This is a genomic window from Nostoc sp. (assembly GCF_036916575.1).
Lineage (GTDB): Bacteria > Cyanobacteriota > Cyanobacteriia > Cyanobacteriales > Nostocaceae > Nostoc.
In genome coordinates this window covers 28,332-51,621 of the sequence record NZ_JBALGC010000053.1, presented here as the reverse complement: position 1 = coordinate 51,621, position 23,290 = coordinate 28,332, and the positions used below count along the sequence as shown (strand labels likewise).

The window sequence follows — 23,290 nt, the reverse complement described above, 5'->3', positions numbered from 1 at the left end:
TTAGCACCGAATTTTAATTACTGTACCGTATATGCTGCGCTGTTTCTTGAATCCTTTACCAGTAAGCATTTCAAGACTTAACGGGAAAAGTCAGAGCTAGGTTGCAGTTCAAGAGATGGATAGTCGGTGTATCCTTTGTCTAAATCTTTCTCACCCTGACCGTAAAACGTTTTAAAATCAGAAGGGTTTAATTCGGCATTTACTGTAAAACGCTTGGGCAAATCTGGATTTGCAATAAACAGCTTGCCGAAGGAAACCAGATCCGCTTCTCCTGTCGCTACTTTATCATTGCCTTTGGACTTATCATAGCCGCCGTTAGTAATTACTGTGCCTTGGTAGAATGAGCCAAACGTTGACAGCACCGGATTAATTACCTTGCCAGCCTCTAAATCGGGTTTATCTGGCTCCATCAAATCAATATAGGCAAGGTTGAAGGGATTTAGTGCCTCAATCACATAGCGAACGTGGCTTCAGAATTTGAGTCGTGCATACCATAGAACGTGTTGCTGAGAGACTGCTTGATGCCAACCCGCTCTCCTCCCCAAACGCTGCTGACTGCTTCGACCACTTCTAACAGAAATCGAGCGCGATTTGCGATCGCTTGTCCTTTCTCTGGGTCACGGGAACCGAAGAAAACCTCGTGTCCCCCTTCTGCCCAAAGAATTCCTACCGATCTGCCCATGTTGCCTGAGCCAATAATGCTAATTTTCATGGCGTTTCGTTTCCTAATTCATCAGCGAATAATCAAATTTCGTGAATGAGTCTTTAATACTCGTGAATGAGTCTTTAATACTCGTGAATAAGTCTTTAACTCATCCCACGGCTACGAAAACATCGTTTCGTTCGTTTTATTGAATAGCCTAAGGAAATCGAAGTGCTGCCGTCCTGCCGTCATTAGTACCAATGACCAAGGACTAATGACTTTGGAGGCGGGCGGCTATCCCCATTAGTGTCAACTTAAAAACAATTGCTATCTATGCTATCATCGACGACCTGAGACTTGCGCTTGATTGAACTGTTAGCCCTGTGTTATGTGGAACCTATCCCACTATTCTAAAAATCCCTACTTCTTTTCGTAAAATGTGCTTGAAAACCTTGATTTTTAGTTCTCAATCAGCTTAAGCTTTGTAGCACAAATCTTATTAGTGGGATAGGTTCGTGGGAACTTTTGCGATTCGTTAAGTTATGGAGCGATCGCTGAATCCTCTGGTTGGCTTGCTCTGAGAAAGCTGTTTATGTCATACTTACAGAACTTACTAAATACTAAATTACGATTGATTTTAAGTAGTATTTTTCAGGAGCACCAAAAGACCTGAGTTCGAGTTAACTCATCCCCCGGCTTTACGCGGCGAGGATTTCCAGTCCTGCCGTCATTAGTAATTCTTACAAAGTTCTGATGCCTACGGTATTTGCTAGCCAACGGATAGCGCAGCCTCTTCTCTACGAGAGGCTACGCCAACGAGTCTGCGTTCGCGCAGCGTCTCGTAGAGAGCGTCGGAAACCTCCGCTCAACGCCAGTTCCTTTAAGTGGGGGAACCCCACCAACGGACTGGCTCGACTTTACGCTTAGTCATTAGTAATTATATTTAATTTCTCGTGTTCAGTAATACTAATGACGGCAGGACCAAGACGACAAGGCGACAATTCCTCCCCTACCGTGATGTTTGGGCAACCGTAGTCGTCTTTCTGTGAGAAACTGAGGAAGAAAAGAAAGCAGGATTTAAGCTACAAGTAGTTGCGATCGCTTAACTCCAATGGAAGCATCTCAAGTTTATAGGAACATTAATTTTTCGCAAGATGGAGTCTCGCCCGTCTTTAAAAGATTTGAGTTTACCCTCGACATCGCTGCAAAGTTATGTTCTTCAAGGGCGGGGTCAAAATTCAGATGCATTCAAAGAGATGAAAAATTAGAGATTAAAAAAATTCTTCCCCAGTCCCCAATCCCTTTTTATTGCAAAACATCTCTAATTCAGTAGTAAAGTGAGTTTTCAAGGAGTATTTATGTCACACTTGGAGCAAGCAGTGCCAGACATCTTTGTAGCCAAAAGCTTAGAAATCCCCAATATTTTCGACCGGGTTGAGGCTCTGGCCAAGGACTTTGCCACCCGTGCAGGAGTACACGACAAAGATGGTTCCTTTCCCTTCGAGAATTTTACAGCTTTGCATGAGGCGGGATTACTCAGCCTCACCATTCCCCGGGAATTAGGTGGTCAGGATTTGGGGCTATCAACTATCTGCCGAGTGATTGAAGGGATAGCGCGTGGCGATGCTTCGACCGCGTTAGTACTGACAATGCACTATCTCCAACATGCCCATGCAGGCCGTAGCCGTCGCTGGCATCCAGAAGTATATAAGCGGCTGTGTCGTGAATCGATTGAAGGCATTGCCCTGCTCAATGCGGCCCGTGTCGAACCTGAGTTAGGGACACCAGCTAGAGGCGGATTGCCTGCCACAATTGCCGAACGGACAACAGAGGGTTGGCGTTTAACAGGCCACAAGCAATACACTACGGGCAGTCCCATCCTCAGTTACTTTGTTGTTTGGGCCCGGACAACTGAGGATGAACCACAAGTTGGAAGTTTTCTGGTTCCGCGCGATTTGCCCGGTTTGCAAATTGTCGAAACCTGGGATCACTTGGGAATGAGAGCTACAGGTAGCCACGATCTCATTTTGGAGAATGTATTAATCCCCTCGGAGTATGCTCTAAATATCAGCCCTATATCTGCTGCACCATCCTTTGATCCGCTGATTTCCACTTGGGCCAGTTTAACAGTGAGTGCTTTATATCTCGGTGTTGCTACTAGTGCGCGAGACTGGCTTGCTAAGTATCTTTGGGAGCGATCGCCTTCTAATCTCAAAGAGCCACTGGCAACTTTGCCACGCTTCCAAACTGCCGTGGGTGAGATAGAAGCACTGCTATTTGCTAATAATAGATTGATTTATAGCTTGGCTGAAGATATTGACAAGGACGAGTATCAGCCTAACGTAGTATTACAGACACAAGCTGTTAAATATATGACCACAACTAACTCGATTCGGGCTGTGGAGATTGCCTTAGAACTGACTGGTAATCCTGGTTTGTTGAAAAAGAATCCTTTAGAGCGACACTACCGTGACGTTCTATGCAGCCGTATCCATACACCGCAGAATGATGTTATTTGCCAGTCATTAGGGAAGTCGGTGCTGAAAGTCAAGTGATTGGGGACTGGGGATTGGGGAGTGAGTAAGAGTTTTACTAGTGCCCAATACTTCTCTACCTTGGGCTGCGCCCTAAGCGTAGCTATACCGCAGGCTTTACGGCTACGCTCAGTACAAGTGCCCAAGCTCAATATTTAGTACTTTGTCAAATGCTGCACTTAGCGATCGCATCATTAAAAGTATTGTCCCACAGAGGTTTCACACTAACCTTAGCTGGGAGGACACCAGCTTCCGCAAAGGTGTCAGCTACCTCTTGCTGTGAGGCGATCGCTTCATCGGAGGTAGGGAGAACCTGAACATGGCGTTGTTTTTCTTCCTGCTTTGCTTGTTCTAGGATAATGCTTTCATCTATGCCGATAGCTGAAGCATAACTTTTTGCCCAGGTTTCCAAATTCGATTCGCGCCAAGCTTGTGACTTTTTAATCCTACAGAGGAAGTCAGCGATGTCTACGACGGGCTGCGCCTACGCAGCGTTTTTGCCTGGGTCTTTGATCGCACTGGGAGCGCCTACAATCATGAAGTTACCACTCAAGATATCCTTTGCAGACTTCAGTTCTCTGGCGCCATTGTTTTTAGCTTGCGGGATCGAATAACCGTAGGTAGCCCAGCCATCTAGATCACCTTTCCTGAAGGCAGAAAGTCCGTCGGGTATGGAGAGGGCGATCGCATCAATATCCTTCAAAGTCAGACCAACTTCCTTTAACATCTTGATCAAGAAGTAATGGGCTGTCGTAGCTTTGATGTAAGCAACTTTCTTCCCTTTCAGGTCTGCGATCGTTTTAGCTGTAGAATTCTTTGGCACAAGCACAGTTTGTCCGATAGTTGGGCCCTTAGTGGCTGCAATAATCTTCACCGCATCCTGAGTCCCGATCGCAAAAATTGGTGGAGTCTCACTACACGATGCAATATCAATGGCATTGGCATTGATTGCTTGCACCATAAGATTACCTCCAGTAAACTGTGTAAACTGAGTTTTGTAGGGAAAATTATCTAGTCCAGCTAACTTCAACTGGAGCTCCCAACCACCTTAAACTTTGCTACTCTCCCATTTCATTTTGAATTTTCAAAGGGACTGGGTATTAGGGCAGAGAGGCAGAAGATTAAAAGTTAAATTCTTTACCAATGCCCAATGCCCAATATTTAGTATCCTGCTTCTTTGTTTACTACATTTCGTAACGGCTGACCAGCTTGGTAACGCTTCAGATTGTCGATAAATAGCGCTATTGAACGCTGTTTACTTTTTGGTGAATACCCGGAAGTATGAGGTGTGATAAAGATGTTAGGAAGTGACCACAAAGGACTTTCTGGTGGTAGCGGTTCTGAGTTAACTGTGTCTAATGCTGCACCTGCAATCCAACCTTCTGTGAGCGCTTTTATTAATGCTGATTCATCGACTACGCCACCGCGAGCAATATTAATTAGATAGGCATGTTTTGGGAGCGATCGCAATACCGATTCATCAATAAATTCTTTGGTTTCTGGAGTTAGTGGTGTCGCAATAACTACATAATCAACCCCTGGGAGGAGGTCTCGCCATTCATCAGCGCCGACTACTTTATCAAAATTTGGTAGCTCTTGGGGATGACGCCGACTGCCAATAATTCTTAAGCCGAAAGGTTTAGCACGAGCGGCAATTTCTTGACCAATACCACCAGCACCAATAATTAGCAAGGTTGCATCTGTCAACTCTTCGATAGCGAAACCTCTTTTCCAGTGACGTTCTGCTTGTGAAGCATACAATTCCTGTAGATGCTTGGCATGAGCCAGTATATAAGTGATTACAAATTCTGCGATCGGAATCCCATGCACTCCGGCCCCATTTGTGAGGATAATATCTCTTTCCAAATAAGTTGGTGTCAGGATGTGATTCACGCCTGCATTTGGTGCATGATGCCAACGCAGTGCAGGTGCTGCTTCTATTATTTTATGCAGCGTCGGACTTCTGGATAAAAACCAACTGAAATAAACTTCAGCATCGCTAGCATCCCCCTCTAAATTTCCTTCAATATCTACCCTGACAACCTCTGTATCAGGTGGTAGATGAGGCTCAATGTCGGCAACGAGATCGAGCGGTAAAATCAGCTTCATTGTAAATTACCTCTTCTTTATTTACAGGGCTATCTTTAGAAATTGTCTCTGTTTGATTAAAAAAATTAAATGCCCTTTTTTCTTAGTCTCAATCATGATATTTAGTAAAATTTAAGATATTTTTATTTAATCTGTAAACGCATTAACTTCAGATCAAAATATTTCTGATTAGATTTATATGCCATTTCCTCTATTCCATATATTTGAAATCCTAATAATAAATAAAGTTGTTTTGCTGAAAAATTATTTTTCACAATCTTAAGTAATAATACTTCTACTTCGTTAATAGCTTTTGCTTTTTCAATTAATTCATTTAGTAATAATTTACCTATACTTTGTCTTCGATATTCTTGTTTAACATACATACTACTAATATATGCTTTATGCCTGAGTTTTATTCTTGATTCTTGGTGAAACGCAACTATTCCAATTAACTTTTTATCCTCAAAGCAGCCCAAAATAAAGTTATTGTTATTTTCTGGTATTCTATCCCGAAATTGTTCTATCGTCTTATTTTTTTCTTCAGGATACGATGTGCCAAATGAATCTGGATTTTTATATAAAGCTTCGTAAGGATTTAGGTCATACCAAAATCTCTACAATCGTTTACTGATAATACTTTCGGAGGATTAGCCACAAATTTATATTCTCAATAAGAATTGCATAAGGACTATTTTTTCGTGTCTTATTGCGACTAAAGGTATGTTAATAAGTCAAAGTCGAATTTTAAACTGGCTCTGTGACTGGGTTTCAAACACCTGAATCCTTACAAAGCTTCTAATCTGATCTGTCTATAATCTTCTGCATCATCCTTTGTTAATTTTCTAATTATCATTAAATTAAATATAAATAATAGATATTGATGTTTATTTTAAAGAAAGCTATGGATCTTCATTACTTAGTATGCTAAATCGATCTTATCAAAAGCATGAAACCCTTGCTAGGCATCAATAGCAGTTGTTATTACTAAGCTTTTATACTTATACGCGAAATTTAGGCTTTTTACCTGGATTTTAAAGTCAAGTTCTGATGCTTAACTAAAGATTCAGCATAACAGGTACGGAAGATCCAAAGCTATATAAGTTAACAATTATTATGTTTTACTTTGTCTAGTTTGTGAATATAGAAAAAATCACCCAGAACCGTAGAGAGGAGAGTTGAGAAGTATTTTAAGTATTCATAAATAATTTTCGATTCCTATAGCTGCTTTTTAAGAGGAAGTTTTCTTCTCGAAGTAGCCTATTTTACCGCAGCTACATCAAGCATTATATTAATCAACTAACGAAAGCTAAATCTCAACTACTCAACTGCAACAATTGGTTATTTGGTTGAGTACCTTCATGGCTCATTACTCGCTTGAGAATTGCTTCTCTGATATTGACAAACATTTCGCTACTTCTATCTCGCGGGCGTGAAAGTCTCACAGGCAGATCAAGAGAAATTTGCCCTTCTTCAATCACTATCACTCGGTCTGCCAACGCCACAGCCTCTTCCACATCGTGTGTAACCAAAAACGCAGTAAATCTTCGCTCTTGCCATAAGTTCTCAATCAAGTGCTGCATTTCTTGGCGAGTTAAAGCATCCAATGCTCCCAAAGGTTCATCTAGCAACAACAAACGGGGCTGACTGACTAATGCTCTTGCTAATGATACCCGTTGCCGTTGTCCACCAGATAAGACATATGGCCACTCATCAGCCCGATCTTTGAGTCCGACTTTATCGAGTGCCCACAAAGCTTTTTCACGCCAATTACCTTCCAAGCCTAATCCCACATTCTGAACAACGCGCTTCCACGGCAGCAAGCGAGGCTCTTGAAACATCACTGTTACGAAGCGGCTGAGTCTATGCAGGGGTTCTCCATCTAGTAGTATTCCGCCTGAAGTCGCTTTATCTAATCCTGACACAAGACGCAATAAGGTACTCTTACCGCAACCACTACGTCCGACAATAGCGACAAACTCACCTGCTTTAACTTCTAAATTCAGCGAGTTTAAAACAGTTTTTTTACCAAAAGCCTTCGTCAAATCCAAAATACTTAGTTGTGTACCTTGTATATTAGAATTCACTTGCAAAATCTCCTTTTTTAGAACAATCATAATTTAATTATTTGATGAGACATTGAAGAAAGCAAATCACATTAAAAATGAATATAAGTCAAAAGTTAAAATCAATAATTTTCAACTTTTGACTTTGGTAAATTTGGCATTTATGACTTTTGATAATTGGGGTTCCAAGCCAAGAATTTTGTTTCTAATCCTCTAGCGATCGCATCTGCTAATTTACCCAGCAACGCATAGATCACAATACTCAAAACCACAACATCGGTTTGCATAAACTCACGGGCATTCATTGCCATATAGCCAAGGCCAGAATCTGCTGCGATCGTTTCAGCCACAATTAGTGTCAGCCACATAATCCCCAAGGAATAACGGACACCAATCAGAATCGAAGACAAGGCTCCTGGAAAAATGATTTGCCCCAGAAGTTGTGGTGTTTTCAATCCATAAACTTTCCCCATTTCAATCAGTCCAGGGTCAACACTGCGGATGCCATGAAATGTATTGAGATATAACGGGAAAAATACACCCATAGACACTAGAAATAATCTAGCTTGATCGCCAATACCAAACCAGAGAATTACCAGCGGAATTAATGCTAAATTAGGGATAGTGCGGAGCATTTGCAGGGAACTATCTAATAACTTTTCTGCAACACGAGAAAAGCCATTGAGCAATCCCAAACCGAACCCAATACTGCCACCAACTATAAAACCAGATATCGCCCGCCCAGCGCTAATTCCTATATGTTGAAAAAGTTCTCCAGTGGAGGCTAGTCTAATCGCTGTAGCAATTACGCTACTTGGGGCTGGTAAAATTCTGGTTGAGAGTAAACCAGTTCTGGAAGCAAGTTCCCAAAGTACTAGCACTAGAACAGGCACAATCCAAGGCACTATTTTCTGGATCTGCGGGTTGTCTAACACCTCGCTCAGGGATATATTATTGTTACTTTTGGTGTGTTTAAGGGTAATAGTCATGGAATTTGGGATTTTGGATTTTAGACTTCGTCGTCAGTGCTCAGTCGAACGATTTTAGATTTCTACAAGGATGAATCTAGAAGCATCAAATTTTAGATTTTAAATTTGGTGTTTTTGCTTAATCCCAAATCCCAAATCTAAAATTTTGCATATTCATGAGGCACTCGTTAGTTGTTTAGCAAATTTTTCATTAGCGACAATTTCGCCAACAGGACTCAAAACTTGTGGCGTTAAAGGTGCAGGTTCGTTCTGCAAAGCTAGACGGGGAAATAATAATTCAGCAGTGCGATACGCTTCTTCTAAATGCGGATATCCAGAGAAAACGAAAGTTTCTATGCCCAAATTGCAATATTCCAGCATCCTAGCGGCAACAGTGTCGGGGTCTCCAACTAGGGCCGTACCAGCACCACCCCGCACCAATCCAATTCCTGTCCACAGGTTGGGGCTAATCTCTAGGGTTTTTCGATTACCACTATGTAGTTGACTCATGCGCCGCTGTCCTTCAGAATCAGAACTAGCTAAATCTTTCTGAGCTTTTGCGAGCGCATCCTCATCCACATACTTAATTAGCTCATTGGCAGCATCCCAAGCCGCAGACTCGGTTTCTCGCACAATTACATGCAAGCGAATCCCAAAACTTACTGTTCTACCTTGTTCAGCCGCCAATTTTCGGACTTCGGCAATCTTTTGAGCCACTTGTTGTGGAGGTTCGCCCCAAGTCAGGTAAACATCAATATGTTTAGCAGCAACCCGCTTGGCAGCAGCAGATGAGCCACCAAACCACAAAGGTGGATAGGGTTTTTGAACTGGTGGGAATAAGAGCTTACCGCCTTTGATATCCAGGTAGTTTCCTTTAAAATCGACTGTTTCCCCGCTGACGATACCCCGCCAAACTGTGAGAAATTCATCGGTTAAATCATAGCGATCGTCATGACTTAGATGCAAGCCATCCCCAGCCAGTTGCACAGGATCTCCACCTGTCACCACATTAATCAACAATCTTCCTTTAGAAATCCGGTCAAATGTTGCTGCCATCCGTGCAGCAGCACCTGGGGAAGTAATTCCTGGGCGAATTGCCACCAGAAATTTCATCTGCTTGGTGACAGATATGAAAGCGGCGGCAGTTATCCAAGCATCTTCACAAGAACTCCCTGTCGGTAACAATGCGCCCGTGTAGCCTAAACTATCCACAGCTTGGGCAATTTGCTGCAAATAATCAGGTGTGGCAACACGAGAGCCAATATCTGTGCCTAAATAGCGTCCGTCATGAGATCCAGTAGGAATAAACCAGAGAATTTGCATGTTTGTCAGGGTATGAGGGCTAATAACTACGATAAATCGACACAATTACCGTAGTTTTTAATCAGTATTTTACAAGAAATTATTTAAAAAACCAGTATAGATTAACGATTCATAAAGAATAACTGCCCACAAAATTGACTTTCTCGCGGGTAATCCTGTTAATCATGACACTTTTGCCGCAAGAATAGCTGTCGTCAAGAACACAAGTTTTGTGTAATTACCCACATTTGTGCAACTCCCAAGTAGGTTAAGTCTCCGTCGAATGGTGATTTCTCACCCTTAACGTTGACGCGCTTGTTTTCAGCGTAAGGAACTGTTGGATCTTTGTTAAAGAAAAAAGTCTTTGGGCTAGAAAGTAAAGTTAGTGCCGAGAGCACCTACCCAAATCGGATCGTTGTTATTGTTATGTTCTGGTTTGGTTATCAGATAAAAATCTGGAGTAATACTGATGTTGTCATTCACCCGGTAGGTGTAGAAAGCCTCTAGGTGTAAAGAGGTACTTGGATCTTCTCGAAGAAGCCCAGCGCTATTTCTATAATTACTACTTGTGACTTTAGGCGGTATCCCAACGATAATCCCACCCAGATTGCCTTTCTTAAACAAGTCTGGTAAACCAACTGTCAGGGCAGTATTAATGATCGTCGCATCACTATCACCACCTCTGTTTTGATGGGCACGTGTATAGCCGAACCAACCACCTAAACTCAAGCTGCGAGTAGCTCTCCAGTTAAATTGAAATCCAAAGTTATTGGTTGTTGTGGAGTTTTGTTCAAAAGGATTTCTGGCGAAAGCGCTACCTGTACCACCAGTGACGTTAAAATTCGGGTCAGCACCAGTAGTGTTATCGCTATAGTATTTACGGGTGTAGGTCAGCCCAATATCTAGCTGGCGACTGGGCGATACAGTTAGCTGTACAACTGCCGTATTGGTGCCATTGAAAAGTCCTTTGCCGCTGACTACTTGATTAACTTTAGAGTCATCTGCTATGTAACCTAAGCTTAATTGCAATTGATTGCTAAACTTATAAGCCAAAGCTGCACCAGCACCATCAAAATCAGGTCGGTAAACAGTAGGGTTGAATGCGGAAAATCGGGAAATAGCACCATTTAACCCGCCAATGGAGCCATTTAAGGTGGGATTAAAAGTCGCAGGAGCAAGTGCTCTAGGCCCGATCCAAACAATGGCATTTTTGCCTAGAGGAAAACGATATACCAACTGACTAAGATACGTATCAGTTCTCCCTTCACCATCAATGGTAAAACGGGTCATGGCGGTTCCCGTAGTAGCCGTCAAGTTAGGAATGTTATTTCCCGCTGTTACAAGAGTGGTTAATTGATCTCTGCCAGTAAAGCTCGTTTGAAAGTTAAGTCTGGCACGGTAAGCAAAGAAGGTTTGAGGTCTATCGAACTTAAGTACTTTATGTCCTAACATTGGCTATCAGCACAAAATACTTTAAAAAGCAAGTCTCTTGGGAGAGATAAAAAAGTTTATTTTACATAACTTTACGTTTAAATTTATTTGCTCAAATGCTTGCTTTTTGTCCAAAACTGTGAAAAACTTTGTTATGTTATAAACTACGGTTTACCTATCAAGTTGAAGTAGTTAGTTTGATACCAATCTGGTGGCAACTTGTCTTAAGGAGCCGCAAATTAAGGCTACTAGCAAGCCATCAAGTAGATAGGCAAACAGGTTTGGGAATATTTTGCAGCATCGATGGGGTGAAGACTTGATGCTTAAGACTTTATCGATGGGGGGAAATGGTAGATGCTGAAGACGTTAACAACCGATTTTGAACTCGACCTCCAAACAGATGTGCTTGTAATTGGAGGTGGGCCAGCAGGAACTTGGGCGGCATGGAGTGCTGCATCAAGTGGAGCTAGAGTTGTGCTTGTAGACAAAGGATACTGTGGTACAACTGGATGCGCTGCTGCGTCTGGTAATGGTGTGTGGTACGTCCCACCCGACCCAGAAGTACGAGAAACAGCAAAGGCAAGTCGGGAATCATTGGGTGGTTTTTTATCTGATCGCCACTGGATGGATCGGGTACTGAATCAGACCTATGTAAACGTTAATCAGTTAGCAGAGTGGGGTTATCCCTTTCCTACTGACGATGAAGCTAAACCCTATCGGCGATCGCTGCAAGGTCCAGAGTATATGCGGCTGATGCGGCGACAAATCCAAAGGGCAGGAGTCAAAATTTTAGACAACAGCCCCGCCTTAGAACTATTGGTTGATGACGATGGTGCTGTTGCTGGTGCAACAGGTATGAATCGTCAGACTGGTAGTAAATGGGTAGTGCGATCGCCAGCCACGATCATTGCTACAGGCGGCTGTGCATTCTTGAGTAAAGCGTTAGGATGCAACGTCCTGACAGGGGATGGTTATCTCATGGCGGCTGAAGCAGGTGCCGAGATGTCGGGTATGGAATTTTCCAATGCTTATGGCATCTCCCCCGCTTTTTCTTCAGTTACCAAAACCCTGTTCTATAATTGGGCAACCTTCACCTACGAAGATGGTACTGTGATTCCGGGGGCAAGCTCTCATAGACGTTCAGTAATTGCCCAGACATTGTTGCAACAGCCAGTTTACGCCATCATAGACAAAGCGGCTGAATCAATGCGGGCATCTATGCGTTTAGCACAGCCTAACTTCTTTTTACCCTTTGACCGTGCAGGCATTGATCCATTTACCCAACGTTTCCCTGTGACTCTGCGTTTAGAGGGAACCGTGCGCGGTACGGGAGGAATTCGGATTGTAGATGAGAGTTGTGCCAGTTCTGTACGGGGACTCTACGCGGCTGGAGATGCTGCCACACGCGAACTGATTTGTGGCGGATTCACTGGTGGTGGTAGCCACAACGCGGCTTGGGCAATATCTTCTGGCTATTGGTCAGGTCAATCGGCTGCTGAATATACTCGCAGTTTGGGAGAACAGAAAACTCAACGCCAAGTTAAGGGTGTTGGAGAAGTATTATTACACAGTGGGAGCGATCGCTCTCAAATAGCAACTGATGAAGTGATTCAGGCAGTCCAAGCTGAAGTATTTCCCTACGAAAAGAACTATTTCCGTACCGAACAAGGTTTAACCGAGTCTTTGGGTAGGCTAAATTATCTTTGGCAAGAACTCCGCAGTAGCCAGGTAACGTCAGAGAAAGAGCTAATCCGGGCGCGAGAAGCTGCGGCGATGGTAGCCACAGCGCGATGGATGTACAGCAGTGCCATTGAACGTAAAGAAACTCGTGGTATGCACAGACACTTAGACTATCCAGAACTTGATGCTAACCAGCAACATTACTTAATTAGTGGCGGATTAGATCAAGTCTGGGTTAAGGTTCAGCCTTTAGAGAGTACAGAAAAGTTACCATCTAAAATAGGAGCATTAGTGTGATTGAGTTGGTCAGCGAGTCACGGTGCATAAATTGTAATATCTGCGTGAACATTTGCCCGACTAACGTGTTTGACCGTGTACCTGATGCACCGCCAAGCATTGCTAGACAGAGTGACTGCCAAACCTGTTATATGTGCGAATTATATTGTCCAGTTGACGCTCTTTATGTAGCACCAGAAAGTGACATGCAGACTTCAGTCAACGAGGCAGAATTGGTAGAAGTCGGGCTACTGGGTAGTTACCGTGAAAACGTCGGTTGGGGACATAAACGTACTTCAAAAGCAAAAGTCGATCAAACATTCCAAATTTTGAAGCAGATGAAATAGTACAGCGGAGAAAAGAGTCATGCTGTCGTTCAAAGTAGGAACAGGTTCTATCAGTAAAAATATAGCCATTTTCAATTTGGTGAGGTACAGAGATGCAGACAGACCTAACCCCCTAACCCCCTTCCCGACGCGGGAAGGGGGAAAAATTCAAAGCCTCTCTCCTTTTAGGAGAGAGGTTTGGAGAGAGGTCAAAACTGTACCTCACCCAATCAGAAACCGCTATAAACTTCCTTCCAGATTATCAACCTCAGTGGCTTGTGTCCTACTGCTACTAACTACAGCATGTAGCCAAGGCGAAACTAAATCTGCTCAATCCATTGAAGCGATTAATGCTAAGAGTGCTAGCGCTGTAGCTGCATCTAATAGCATTTCTACCCTACGTATAGGTTATGTAGGTAGTGTAGAACCTACAGGGCCACTTGGTTGGGCAAAGAAAAAGGGAATATTAAATCGTGAACTGCAAAAATTAGGATTTAAAAACATTACTTTTGCGCGATTTCCTAACGGGCCGGATCTAAATGAAGCGCTTGTCGCAGGTCAATTAGATGTTGGTTCTTTAGGAGATACACCAGCCATAGTTTTGAGAGCTAGGGGTGTGGAAACTCGATTGCTGCGGATCACCCAATTTAATACAACCGCCTGGCTAGTTGCGAAAAAGAATGGCCCGCGATCGCTGGCTGAACTTAAAGGTCAGAAAATAGCTACCCAAAAAGGTTCTTATATGCATCGATACCTGCTGGGTCTGTTAGCTGAAGCTAAAATTGCCAAAGATGTAAAAGTTGTCCACTTGATGACTACTGAGGCAAAAGCGGCTTTAGAACATGGTGATGTAGCTGCTTATGCAACTTCAAGTGATCTGGGGCCTTTTCTGAAATCACAAGGGTTTCCAGTGATTGATTCTTCGGCAAATCATCAGGGTCTTTCAGGAACATCATTAGTTGTAGCGACTGAAAGCTTTCTGGCTAAACAGCCTGATTTTCCTCAGAAGTTTAATGCAATTCTCACAGAAGCAACCAAGGATTTAAAAGCTAATTCTGAAGAATATTATCAGTACCACGCCCAAATTACCAAATATCCCGTCGATATCATCAAAGTATCGTTCCCACTCCAACAGGTGTCAGAAGAACCATTACCAGCCGAGGGTGTGAAACTTTTAGAAGGCACTAAGAATTTTTTAGTTTCGCAGGGTTTAGCAAAGTCGAATTTTAAATTAACAGATTGGGTTGTGAACAAACAACAGCGTTAATTTTATCTGTCATCCCAGATGCGGGAGTAGGGGAAGCAGAAATCAGTGACTTTTCTAAGCAAGAAAAACAGATTTTTGTAATTAAGTCTTTCAAAAACGCAATTTTTAGCATCAAAGGCTTAACTCCCAAGCTTAAAGGCTTAACTCCCAAGCTCAAAGGCTTAACTTCCAAGCTTAAAGGCTTAACTCCCAAGCTTAAAGGCTTAACTCCCAAGCTTAAAGGCTTAACTTCCAAGCTTAAAGGCTTAACTTCCAAGCTTAAAGGCTTAACTTCCAAGCTTAAAGGCTTAACGTTCCAAGCTCAAAGGCTTAACTCCCAAGCTTAAAGGCTTAACTCCCAAGCTTAAAGGCTCAAAGGCTTCCTACTTCCCTCGTGACCAATAATTCCCTGATGTACAGAGCTAATAAATTTATCTGTCAAATCAATCCAAAATCTAAAATCCAAAATTGTTTGACCAATTCATTTGAAAATTTAGGTAACATGATATGACTATTGCACTAGACCGTCCACAAAAAACCAAGTCTGCTCAAATTCGGGAAAAACTGGGTTATCCGATTATTGACACCGATGTACATACCCAAGAGTTTCCCCCAGCATTTTTGGACTATTTAGAGCAAGTTGCTGGAACTGCGATCGCACAACGTTTTCAAGAACACTTACCTGGTGCATCTCGCTCTAAATGGTTCAACCAATCTTGGGAAGAACGCCGCACTCACCGCACAGCCCGCCCTCCCTTCTGGACTCGTCCCACCAATGATCCCCTAAATTTAGCTACCGTTAGTTTGCCAAAGTTGCTGCACGAGCGCTTACAAGAAGCAGGTACAGACTTTGCCGTTGTGTACCCGAACTTGGCAACTATGGCACTACATATCGGCAATGAAGAAATGCGGCGGGCTGTTTGCCGTACAGCTAACACTTACCACGCTGATATTTTCCGTCCTTATAGCGATCGCTTAACACCCATTGCTTCCATCCCAATGAATACGCCCGAAGAGGCGATCAAAGAGTTGGAATATGCGGTAAAGATTCTGGGACTCAAAGCAATTCAAATCCCCGGACATATCCGCCGCCCGATTCCCGCTTTTGAGAAGTATGGCGAAGAAGTAGCCAACGAAGCCATCTGGATTGACACCTTTGGCTTGGATAGCAAATATGATTACGATCCCTTCTGGGCGAAGTGCGTAGAACTGAAAGTTGTACCCACCACCCACTCTTCTGGTATGGGTTGGATAAATCGGCGTTCGATTAGCAATTACCAATACAACCATATTGGTCACTTTGCTTCGGCTGCGGAAGCATTATGTAAATCTTTATTCTTTGGTGGTGTAACTCACCGCTTCCCCACACTCAAGTTTGCCTTTTTAGAAGGAGGTGCAGCTTGGGGTGCTAGTTTGTACACCGATTTGATTTGGCACTGGGATACCCGCAATAAAGATCATATGGTGGAAAATAACAATCCTGCCAATGTTAATTATGAAGAACTGCTGGAACTCTATACCCGTTATGGTGATGAATTAGTACATGATCGTTTGGATCAGCTAGGTAGCGGTCTAGGTTTCCACGCTGACTTAATATCTCCTCTAGAGCCAGGTGATTTGGATGAATTCGCCGTAGCAGGAGTTACAAAACCAGAGGATATCCGCGATCGCTTCTTAAATCATTTCTACTTTGGCACAGAATCAGATGATACCCGTGTAGCTCAAGCTTTTAACCGCAAAGCTAATCCTTATGGCGATCGTGTTAAAGCATTTTTAGGTTCCGATTCTGGTCACTGGGACGTTCCTGATATTACTGCGATCACAGCTAATACCTATTCAATGGTAGAACGCAAGATTATCAGCGAAGAAGATTTGCAATATTTCCTGTCAATTCATCCCTTGGAGTTATACACCAGCCTGAATAGTGATTTCTTCAAAGGTACGGCTGTCGAGAAAGCCGCAGATGAATTTTTGGCTGCGAAAGGGAGTAGGGGCTAGGCAATACGGTTCGGTTTAAGAGACGCGATAAATCGCCGTCTCTACAAAGGATTGATTCTTGTAAAGACGGCGATTTATCGCGTCTTTGCCAATGCCTATAAACATTTGATGAGGGTAAACTATTATGACGATCGCTCTAGACCGCCCACAAAAAACCAGGTCTGCTCAAATTCGGGAAAAACTTGGTTATCCAATCATTGACACTGATGTACATACCCAGGAATTTGAACCAGCAGTCTTGGATTATTTAGAGCAAGTTAGTGGAACTGCGCTTGTAGAGCGTTTTAAAGAGAATTTACCAGGATCTTCCATCTTTAAGTGGTATAAACAAACTTGGGAAGAACGTTTTGCTTATCGCAGCAATCGCCCTAACTGGTGGGGTCGTCCCACAAAAAATACTTTGAATTTGGCTACCATTAGCTTACCCAAGTTGCTGCATGAGCGCTTGCAAGAAGCAGGTACAGACTTTGCTGTGGTGTACCCCAACTTGGCAACTTTGACCCCGAATATCGGTAACGAAGAAATGCGGCGGGCTGTTTGTCGGGCAGTTAACACCTACCATGCTGACATTTTCCGCCCTTATAGCGATCGCCTAACACCCATTGCCGCGATTCCACTGCACACTCCCGAAGAAGGGATTGAAGAGTTAGAATATGCGGTAAATGTTCTGGGACTTAAAGCGATTCAAATCCCTGGTTATGTTCGTCGTCCAATTCCTGCCTTTGAGAAGTATGGCAAAGAAGTCGCTAACGAAGTGGTTTGGATTGATAACTTTGGCTTAGATAGCCAGTATGATTACGATCCATTCTGGGCTAAGTGCGTAGAACTCAAAGTTGTTCCCACAACTCACGCTTCTAGCCAAGGTTGGACAACTCAGCGTTCTGTTACCAACGCCCAGTACAATCACATTAATCACTTTGCCTTTGCAGCAGAAGCATTATGCAAATCGCTGTTCTTTGGTGGAGTTACCGCCGCTTCCCGCAATTAAAGTTTGCCTTCTTAGAAGGTGGTTCAGCTTGGGGTGCTAGTCTATACGCTGATATTATTTGGCATTGGGAAACCCGCAACAAACAACATTTGTTGTCAAATAACAATCCTGCAATTATCGATAAGGAAACATTAGTAGAGTTGTACACCCGCTACGGTGGCGAACTTGTAGATGGACGCTTAGATAAAATTGGTGACGGTTTAGGATTCCACCATCAACTATTGTCTCCCGAAGATCCAGGCGAACTTGATGAATTTGAACTAGCAGGAATTGATCAGCCAGAAGATGTGCGCGATCGCTTCTTGAATCATTTCTACTTCGGTACGGAATCAGATGATACCCGTGTATCCCAAGCTTTTAATCGTGCTGCGAATCCCTTTAGCGATCGTGTTAAAGCCTTCTTGGGTTCTGATTCTGGTCACTGGGATGTACCGGATATCACCGCCGTTACTGCCAACGCCTACTCAATGGCAGAACAGGAAATCATTACCGAAGAAGACCTGCGCTACTTCCTCTCAATCCATCCTTTGGAGTTGTACACCAGTCTCAATCAAGACTTCTTCAAGGGTACAGGTGTTGAGAAAGCCGCAGATAAATTTCTAGCGACTGGGGACTAGGGGCTGGAGACTAAGTAAAAGTTTTCCCAGTCCCCAGTACCCAATCCTCAACAGTGTTCCATGTTCCATTTCCTCTGTTCATTTGTGGGGTGGGTTTTGCCCACTCTACATTTCTCCTAAAATTCTGCATCTAATTGCTGCCTACTGCTGAAACAATTACTAAGGATGATTTGATTATGGTGCTAGACATTACAAAACCAAAGGACTACATTGACCTAGCAGCTTCTTTATCCAAGGAACTTGCTCAATCCGCAGTTGAACGGGATGCTAAAGCCGGAGTTCCAGAAGAGGAAATTAATAAACTGCGTGAGAGTAGCCTGCTATCACTGATTGTACCTAAGCAATATGGTGGAATTGGTGCAACTTGGATTGATGCCTTAAAAATTGTTAGAAAACTGTCAAAAGCAGATGGATCAATTGGTCAGTTGTATGGTAATCATCTCAACTTAACGGCTTTGGGTCACGTTTCCGGCACGCCAGCCCAAAAGGCAAAATATTATAGAGAAACTGCTAAGAATAACTTATTTTGGGCGAATGCTATCAATACGCGGGATACTAGGCTGAAAATTAACCCAGAAGGTGAAAATTTTCGGGTTAATGGTCTTAAAAGCTTTGGTACGGGTATTTCTGTTGCAGATTATCGGGTATTCTCCGCTTTGGAAGATGGTGTAGAATTGCCCTTTATATTCATAATTCCTAAAGACAGGGAAGGGTTAGTTTCCAATCAAGATTGGGACAATATCGGTCAACGTCGCACTGATAGCGGTAGTTATACATTTAACAATGTCTTAGTAGAGAAAGATGAGATTTTGGGGCCACCTAATCCCCCTGATAGCGCCTTCTCAACTTTTCTTGGGATTATTGCCCAGCTAACAAAAACCAACGTTTATCTGGGAGTTACTAAAGGAGCCTTTGCCGCTGCTCGTGAGTACACTAAAACTACTACTAAACCGTGGATTACATCAGGGGTAGATAGTGCGACTCAAGACCCATATATTCTGCATCATTACGGTGATTTTTGGATTGAAATCCAAGCTGCGATCGCTCTAGCCGACCAAGCAGCCTTGAAGGTGCAAGCAGCATGGGACAAGGATGCAGCACTCACTCATCAAGAGAGGGGAGAAGTAGCGATCGCAGTTTCCGCAGCCAAGGCATTAGCTACCCGTGTAGGTATAGATATTACCAACCGCATCTTTGAAGTTACCGGAACTCGCGCCACTGCAACCAAATATGGATTTGACCGTTACTGGCGGGATTTACGAACCTTTACCCTCCACGATCCTGTGGACTACAAATTGCGAGCGATCGGCGATTGGGTACTCAACGATCAGCTACCCGTGATTACACAATATTCTTAGGGCATGGGGCATGGGGCATGAGGAAAAATTATTTGCTTCTCCATTTCCTTACTCCTTACTCTCCAATGCCCAATATTTAAGCTGTCTACTCGCTGTCTTGTAGGGTGGGCGTTCTATAATCTCCACCTTACTTACTTAAATCCAAAATCTAAAATCTAAAATCCAAAATTGATATGACTCAACTAAAAACACTTCCTACCTATGATCCAAGTTTATTTGAAGGAGCCGCTGAGGGCTACGCTCAATATAGAACTAAATACCCACCTGTTGTATTCGACAAACTAGCCGAAATATTTAATCTTAATGGTCAAGGACGACTCCTTGACTTAGGTACTGGGCCAGGATTAATTTCAATTCCTCTGCGAACCAGATTTGAGGAAGTTGTTGCGATCGATCCCGATCCAGAAATGATTGCAGAAGCTAAACGGCAAGCAGCAGCAGTAGGAGCAAATAATATTACTTGGTTAAAACAAGGAGCAGAGTTCATCGACTCTAGTTTCGGGACATTCAAGTTAGCCACTATTGGTAGAGCTTTTCACTGGATGGAACGCGAACTCGTACTTGAACGCCTTTATGAATTGCTTACTGATGATGGTGGACTAGCACTGCTTAACACTGGTGACAACCCTTGGGAAAGCAATCTACCTTGGAAACAAGCTGCTGTGGGAGTAGTGAAGAAATGGTTAGGTGAAGAGCGGCGGACTGGACAACGAGGACAAGGCACTCGTAAGCCAGTCGATCCTCCCCATGAAGTCGTAATTGGCAATTCGGCTTTTGTTCGTCAAGAAGTCTATGAAGTGCCATTTGAAAAATCTTGGACTCTCGATAGCTATCTCGGTTACTTATACACTACAGCCTTTTCTCTCAAAATTTTCTATGGCGATAACGCCCCAGCATTTGAAACGGATCTTAGAGAAGCGCTATTAGCAGTTGAGCCGTCTGGACATTTTACAGAAGAACTCAAAGCTACAATCCTAGTTGCTTGGAAGCACTAGCAAAATTGAACACGAACAAGACAAAGTTGCACTCACAAGTTTCAACCTTCCATTAGCACGACATTGGAGTGGGCCCTTCTCACTCCACTTCCTAAATTTTTCCCTCCTAACTATTAAATTTTCAGTTCATCGAGTTCCTTATAGGGTGGGTTATACCCACTCTATTTCCTAACTTCAGACATTAAAAAAAATTATTTTTATTTATTAAAAAGTTCTCCCCGATGACCGATATGCATTACATAAGCGAATTTAACCAATTCAAAAAACTGAGCTACAAAAAATTTGAATTTTACAAGGAAGTGTCATAATGTCAAAGCAAATGCACTTGGCTGGCTTCATGCACGCTTCCCATGTTGTTCACAGTCATGGCATCTGGCGTCATCCCAAAACACATTCAGGTTTTCTCCAACCAGAGTATTATCAAAATGTCGCCCGTACTTTAGAACGCGGTAAGTTTGATTTAGTTTTCTTCGCAGATATTTTGGCGCTTCCAGACCGCTATGGCAACAGTTTTGAAACCAGCATCAAGTATGGTACTCAAGGTGCTGTCACCTTAGATCCTGTTCTAGTTGCGACGACAATGGCTGTTGCTACCCAAAAAATCGGAGTGGGTGTAACACGTTCTGCAACATACTATGCTCCCTACGATTTAGCCAGGACATTTGCGACATTAGATCACCTTTCTAAAGGTCGGGCCGCTTGGAATGTTGTCACCTCTAGTGGTGATGGTACAGCCCAAAATTTTGGTATAGAAAAACATTTAGAACATGACACACGTTACGATCGCGCTGATGAATTTATCGAAGCTACCTTTAAACTTTGGGATAGCTGGAAAGAAGGTGCATTAGTTTTAGATAAAGAAAATGGAATTTTTGCCGATCCTACTAAAGTCGATTACGTTCACCACTCTGGAAAATGGCTCAAAACGAGAGGGCCTTTAACAGTTCCTCGCACCCCCCAAGGTCGTCCAGTAATCATCCAAGCCGGTTCTTCTGGACGTGGTAAAGAATTTGCGGCTCGTTGGGCAGAAACCATTTTCACATCTCCACTCACACCCGCTGATATGAAAACTTTCTACAAAGATGTGAAATCGCGGATGGGAAAATATGGACGTGATCCAGAAGATTGCAAAATTTTACCAGCTGTAGTGCCTTTTATCGGGGAAACAGAAAGTATTGCCAAAGAAAAACAAGCACTACACCATGAATTAGTTCACCCATTAGTGGGTTTAGCCTCTCTATCTAATGCCCTCAATTACGATCTCTCGGAATTTCCCTTAGATAAGCCTTTAAGTGAATTAGAATTTCGTGAAGGTGGTCAGAGTATGTATGACCAAATTTTGAAATTGAGCCAAGACCAAGGTTTAACTTTGGGAGAAATTGGGAAACGTTACGGTCAAAGTCGTTTAGTTTTACAAATTGTTGGTAGCCCTACTCAAATTGCTGACCAACTCCAAGCAATCTTCCAAGATGAAGGCGCTGATGGTTTCGTGATTTCACCAGCTTATATTCCTGGTGCATTTGAAGATTTTGTGGATTTAGTAATTCCAGAATTACAACGACGGGGATTATTCCGTAAAGAGTACACTGGCAATACATTGCGAGAGCATCTAGGACTAAAAAGCCTGAATTACCAGTAAAATTAAGTCCAACAAAATAAAGACTAAAAATATTCAGTCTCCTCAAGAAATTACATTTAATTATGCTCAGAAGCTACAGAAAGTCATGGTTGCCTGCGAGTATAGCTCGTTATTTTTTGCTGGCGTTTACGACTTTTCTGTTAGTTACAGGCTGTAGCTCTCAAAGCACTCAAATTAATAGTCCCCAAGTTGAGAAAACTACTGCAAGCTCAAAAAAACTAGAGGTGATCAACATTGGTCATCAGAGCGGTACTCCTGGTCTGAACTTACTCAAAGCTCAGGGCTATTTGGAAAAGCGTTTTGCTCCTGATGGCATAACTATCAAGTGGATAGAATTCCGGGGCGGCCCTCCAATGATGGAAGCAATGGCCGCAAACAGCGTTGATATTGGCAACGTTGGGAACCTACCACCGATTTTTGCCCAAGCTGGTGATAATCCCATTGTCTATGTTGCTGCTACTGGCTCCAGCGCAGGCGCTCAAGCAGTTATTGTCCGTAAGGATTCACCAATCAAAACCCTCGCTGAACTCAAGGGTAAAAAAGTTGCTATACAAAAAGGAACAGCCCTGCAATATTTGCTTTTGAAAGCTATAGCGAGTGCCGGATTAACTCTCAATGATATTCAGCCTGCTTACCTGACTATTCCAGAAAGTCAGGTTGCTTTTGAAGGTGGCAAAGTTGACGTGTTACCCACTAGTGATCCATTTTATGCTCGAAAAGAGCTAGCAAATGAAATACGAGTTCTAGTCAAAGGTTCTGATGTCGCCCCCCAAAGAGCCTACTATATCGCTACACGCAATTTTGCTGAAAATCACCCCGACTTGGTGAAAGTGATTTTGTCAGAACAAAGGAAGGTAGAAGAATGGGCTAAAGCTAACCCCAATGAAGTTACTAAGTTGTTGGCAGCGCAAACTAGACAACAACCAGAAGTCTGGAAATGGGCTTTAGAAAGACGCCCTATCTTTGGTGTGTTTGATATAACTGATGAATTTGTCACCGAACAACAGCACGTAGTTGACCTTTTTTACAGCCAAAAGCTAATTCCTAAAACTTTTAAAGTCAAAGATGCAGTGTGGAAACCTAAGAGTTGATTTATTAAAAGATAAATCAAAATTCAGAATCCAATCAGTAGGTT

General features: G+C 43.0%; 22 protein-coding genes and 1 pseudogene. 13 read left to right on the top strand and 10 right to left on the bottom strand.

The features are described 5' to 3' along the window. Positions 1-77 precede the first annotated feature (77 nt). On the bottom strand, positions 78-455 hold the full coding sequence (locus tag V7L29_RS12335) for an oxidoreductase (RefSeq protein WP_334735640.1): 378 nt from the start codon (positions 453-455) through the stop codon (positions 78-80). Then, positions 452-712, bottom strand: coding sequence for an NAD(P)-binding domain-containing protein (locus V7L29_RS12330; protein WP_334735639.1), 261 nt, complete (start codon positions 710-712; stop codon positions 452-454). The genes V7L29_RS12335 and V7L29_RS12330 overlap by 4 nt, the downstream gene beginning before the upstream one ends. Before the next feature lie 684 nt (positions 713-1,396). Between V7L29_RS12330 and V7L29_RS12325 the strand changes: the two genes are divergently transcribed. Then, the gene (locus V7L29_RS12325) at positions 1,397-1,570 is read left to right on the top strand and encodes a hypothetical protein (protein ID WP_334735638.1); all 174 of its coding nucleotides are present in this window, start codon (positions 1,397-1,399) and stop codon (positions 1,568-1,570) included. A gap of 431 nt (positions 1,571-2,001) precedes the next feature. Then, positions 2,002-3,198 carry an acyl-CoA dehydrogenase family protein gene (locus V7L29_RS12320; protein WP_334735637.1) on the top strand — a complete coding sequence of 399 codons (1,197 nt, stop codon included), beginning with the start codon at positions 2,002-2,004 and terminating at the stop codon, positions 3,196-3,198. Positions 3,199-3,343: 145 nt separating this feature from the next. Here V7L29_RS12320 and V7L29_RS12315 read toward each other — a convergent pair whose 3' ends face one another. The 8 genes and pseudogenes from V7L29_RS12315 to V7L29_RS12280 all read right to left on the bottom strand — a co-directional run bounded on the left by V7L29_RS12315 (position 3,344) and on the right by V7L29_RS12280 (position 11,053). Next, on the bottom strand, positions 3,344-3,589 hold the full coding sequence (locus tag V7L29_RS12315) for a hypothetical protein (protein ID WP_334690895.1): 246 nt from the start codon (positions 3,587-3,589) through the stop codon (positions 3,344-3,346). 72 nt (positions 3,590-3,661) lie between these two features. Beyond that, on the bottom strand, positions 3,662-4,207 hold the full coding sequence (locus V7L29_RS12310; RefSeq protein ID WP_334735636.1) for a PhnD/SsuA/transferrin family substrate-binding protein: 546 nt from the start codon (positions 4,205-4,207) through the stop codon (positions 3,662-3,664). Between the two features lie 131 nt (positions 4,208-4,338). Beyond that, positions 4,339-5,286: a D-2-hydroxyacid dehydrogenase gene (locus tag V7L29_RS12305; protein ID WP_334735635.1), complete on the bottom strand. Its 948-nt coding sequence runs from the start codon at positions 5,284-5,286 to the stop codon at positions 4,339-4,341. A 122-nt stretch (positions 5,287-5,408) separates the two neighbouring features. After that, positions 5,409-5,858, bottom strand: a pseudogene (locus V7L29_RS12300) (GNAT family N-acetyltransferase); the annotation flags it as partial. 723 nt (positions 5,859-6,581) lie between these two features. After that, positions 6,582-7,352: an ATP-binding cassette domain-containing protein gene (locus tag V7L29_RS12295; protein WP_334690891.1), complete on the bottom strand. Its 771-nt coding sequence runs from the start codon at positions 7,350-7,352 to the stop codon at positions 6,582-6,584. A gap of 140 nt (positions 7,353-7,492) precedes the next feature. Next, the gene (gene ssuC, locus V7L29_RS12290) at positions 7,493-8,320 is read right to left on the bottom strand and encodes an aliphatic sulfonate ABC transporter permease SsuC (RefSeq protein WP_334735634.1); all 828 of its coding nucleotides are present in this window, start codon (positions 8,318-8,320) and stop codon (positions 7,493-7,495) included. A 153-nt stretch (positions 8,321-8,473) separates the two neighbouring features. Then, positions 8,474-9,622: an FMNH2-dependent alkanesulfonate monooxygenase gene (gene ssuD / locus V7L29_RS12285; RefSeq protein WP_334735633.1), complete on the bottom strand. Its 1,149-nt coding sequence runs from the start codon at positions 9,620-9,622 to the stop codon at positions 8,474-8,476. Between the two features lie 348 nt (positions 9,623-9,970). Next, on the bottom strand, positions 9,971-11,053 hold the full coding sequence (locus V7L29_RS12280; RefSeq protein WP_334735632.1) for an iron uptake porin: 1,083 nt from the start codon (positions 11,051-11,053) through the stop codon (positions 9,971-9,973). 333 nt (positions 11,054-11,386) lie between these two features. Between V7L29_RS12280 and V7L29_RS12275 the strand changes: the two genes are divergently transcribed. The 11 genes from V7L29_RS12275 (at position 11,387) to V7L29_RS12225 (ending at position 23,246) form a co-directional block, all read left to right on the top strand. After that, positions 11,387-13,009, top strand: coding sequence for an FAD-binding protein (locus tag V7L29_RS12275; RefSeq protein WP_334735631.1), 1,623 nt, complete (start codon positions 11,387-11,389; stop codon positions 13,007-13,009). Beyond that, positions 13,006-13,335 carry a ferredoxin family protein gene (locus V7L29_RS12270; RefSeq protein WP_334689852.1) on the top strand — a complete coding sequence of 110 codons (330 nt, stop codon included), beginning with the start codon at positions 13,006-13,008 and terminating at the stop codon, positions 13,333-13,335. The genes V7L29_RS12275 and V7L29_RS12270 overlap by 4 nt, the downstream gene beginning before the upstream one ends. A 19-nt stretch (positions 13,336-13,354) precedes the next feature. After that, positions 13,355-14,581 (top strand): ABC transporter substrate-binding protein, encoded by a 1,227-nt coding sequence (locus tag V7L29_RS12265; RefSeq protein ID WP_334735630.1) that lies wholly within the window; start codon positions 13,355-13,357, stop codon positions 14,579-14,581. Continuing rightward, positions 14,554-14,907 carry a hypothetical protein gene (locus tag V7L29_RS12260; RefSeq protein WP_334735629.1) on the top strand — a complete coding sequence of 118 codons (354 nt, stop codon included), beginning with the start codon at positions 14,554-14,556 and terminating at the stop codon, positions 14,905-14,907. Before V7L29_RS12265 ends, V7L29_RS12260 begins: the two co-directional genes overlap by 28 nt. A gap of 160 nt (positions 14,908-15,067) precedes the next feature. Next, complete coding sequence (locus V7L29_RS12255; RefSeq protein WP_334735628.1) at positions 15,068-16,558, top strand: amidohydrolase family protein; 1,491 nt, start codon at positions 15,068-15,070, stop codon at positions 16,556-16,558. Positions 16,559-16,682: 124 nt separating this feature from the next. Next, positions 16,683-17,546 (top strand): amidohydrolase family protein, encoded by an 864-nt coding sequence (locus tag V7L29_RS12250; protein WP_334735627.1) that lies wholly within the window; start codon positions 16,683-16,685, stop codon positions 17,544-17,546. Then, positions 17,498-18,163, top strand: a complete 666-nt coding sequence (locus V7L29_RS12245) for a hypothetical protein (RefSeq protein ID WP_334735626.1) — start codon at positions 17,498-17,500, stop codon at positions 18,161-18,163. Before V7L29_RS12250 ends, V7L29_RS12245 begins: the two co-directional genes overlap by 49 nt. 176 nt (positions 18,164-18,339) lie before the next feature. Beyond that, positions 18,340-19,521, top strand: a complete 1,182-nt coding sequence (locus tag V7L29_RS12240) for an acyl-CoA dehydrogenase family protein (RefSeq protein ID WP_334735625.1) — start codon at positions 18,340-18,342, stop codon at positions 19,519-19,521. 173 nt (positions 19,522-19,694) lie between these two features. Then, positions 19,695-20,516: a class I SAM-dependent methyltransferase gene (locus V7L29_RS12235; protein WP_334735624.1), complete on the top strand. Its 822-nt coding sequence runs from the start codon at positions 19,695-19,697 to the stop codon at positions 20,514-20,516. Positions 20,517-20,823: 307 nt separating this feature from the next. Then, entirely contained in the window at positions 20,824-22,155 is a 1,332-nt protein-coding gene (locus tag V7L29_RS12230) for an LLM class flavin-dependent oxidoreductase (RefSeq protein WP_334735623.1), read from the top strand. A gap of 89 nt (positions 22,156-22,244) precedes the next feature. Then, the gene (locus tag V7L29_RS12225) at positions 22,245-23,246 is read left to right on the top strand and encodes an aliphatic sulfonate ABC transporter substrate-binding protein (RefSeq protein ID WP_334735622.1); all 1,002 of its coding nucleotides are present in this window, start codon (positions 22,245-22,247) and stop codon (positions 23,244-23,246) included. Positions 23,247-23,290 lie beyond the last annotated feature (44 nt).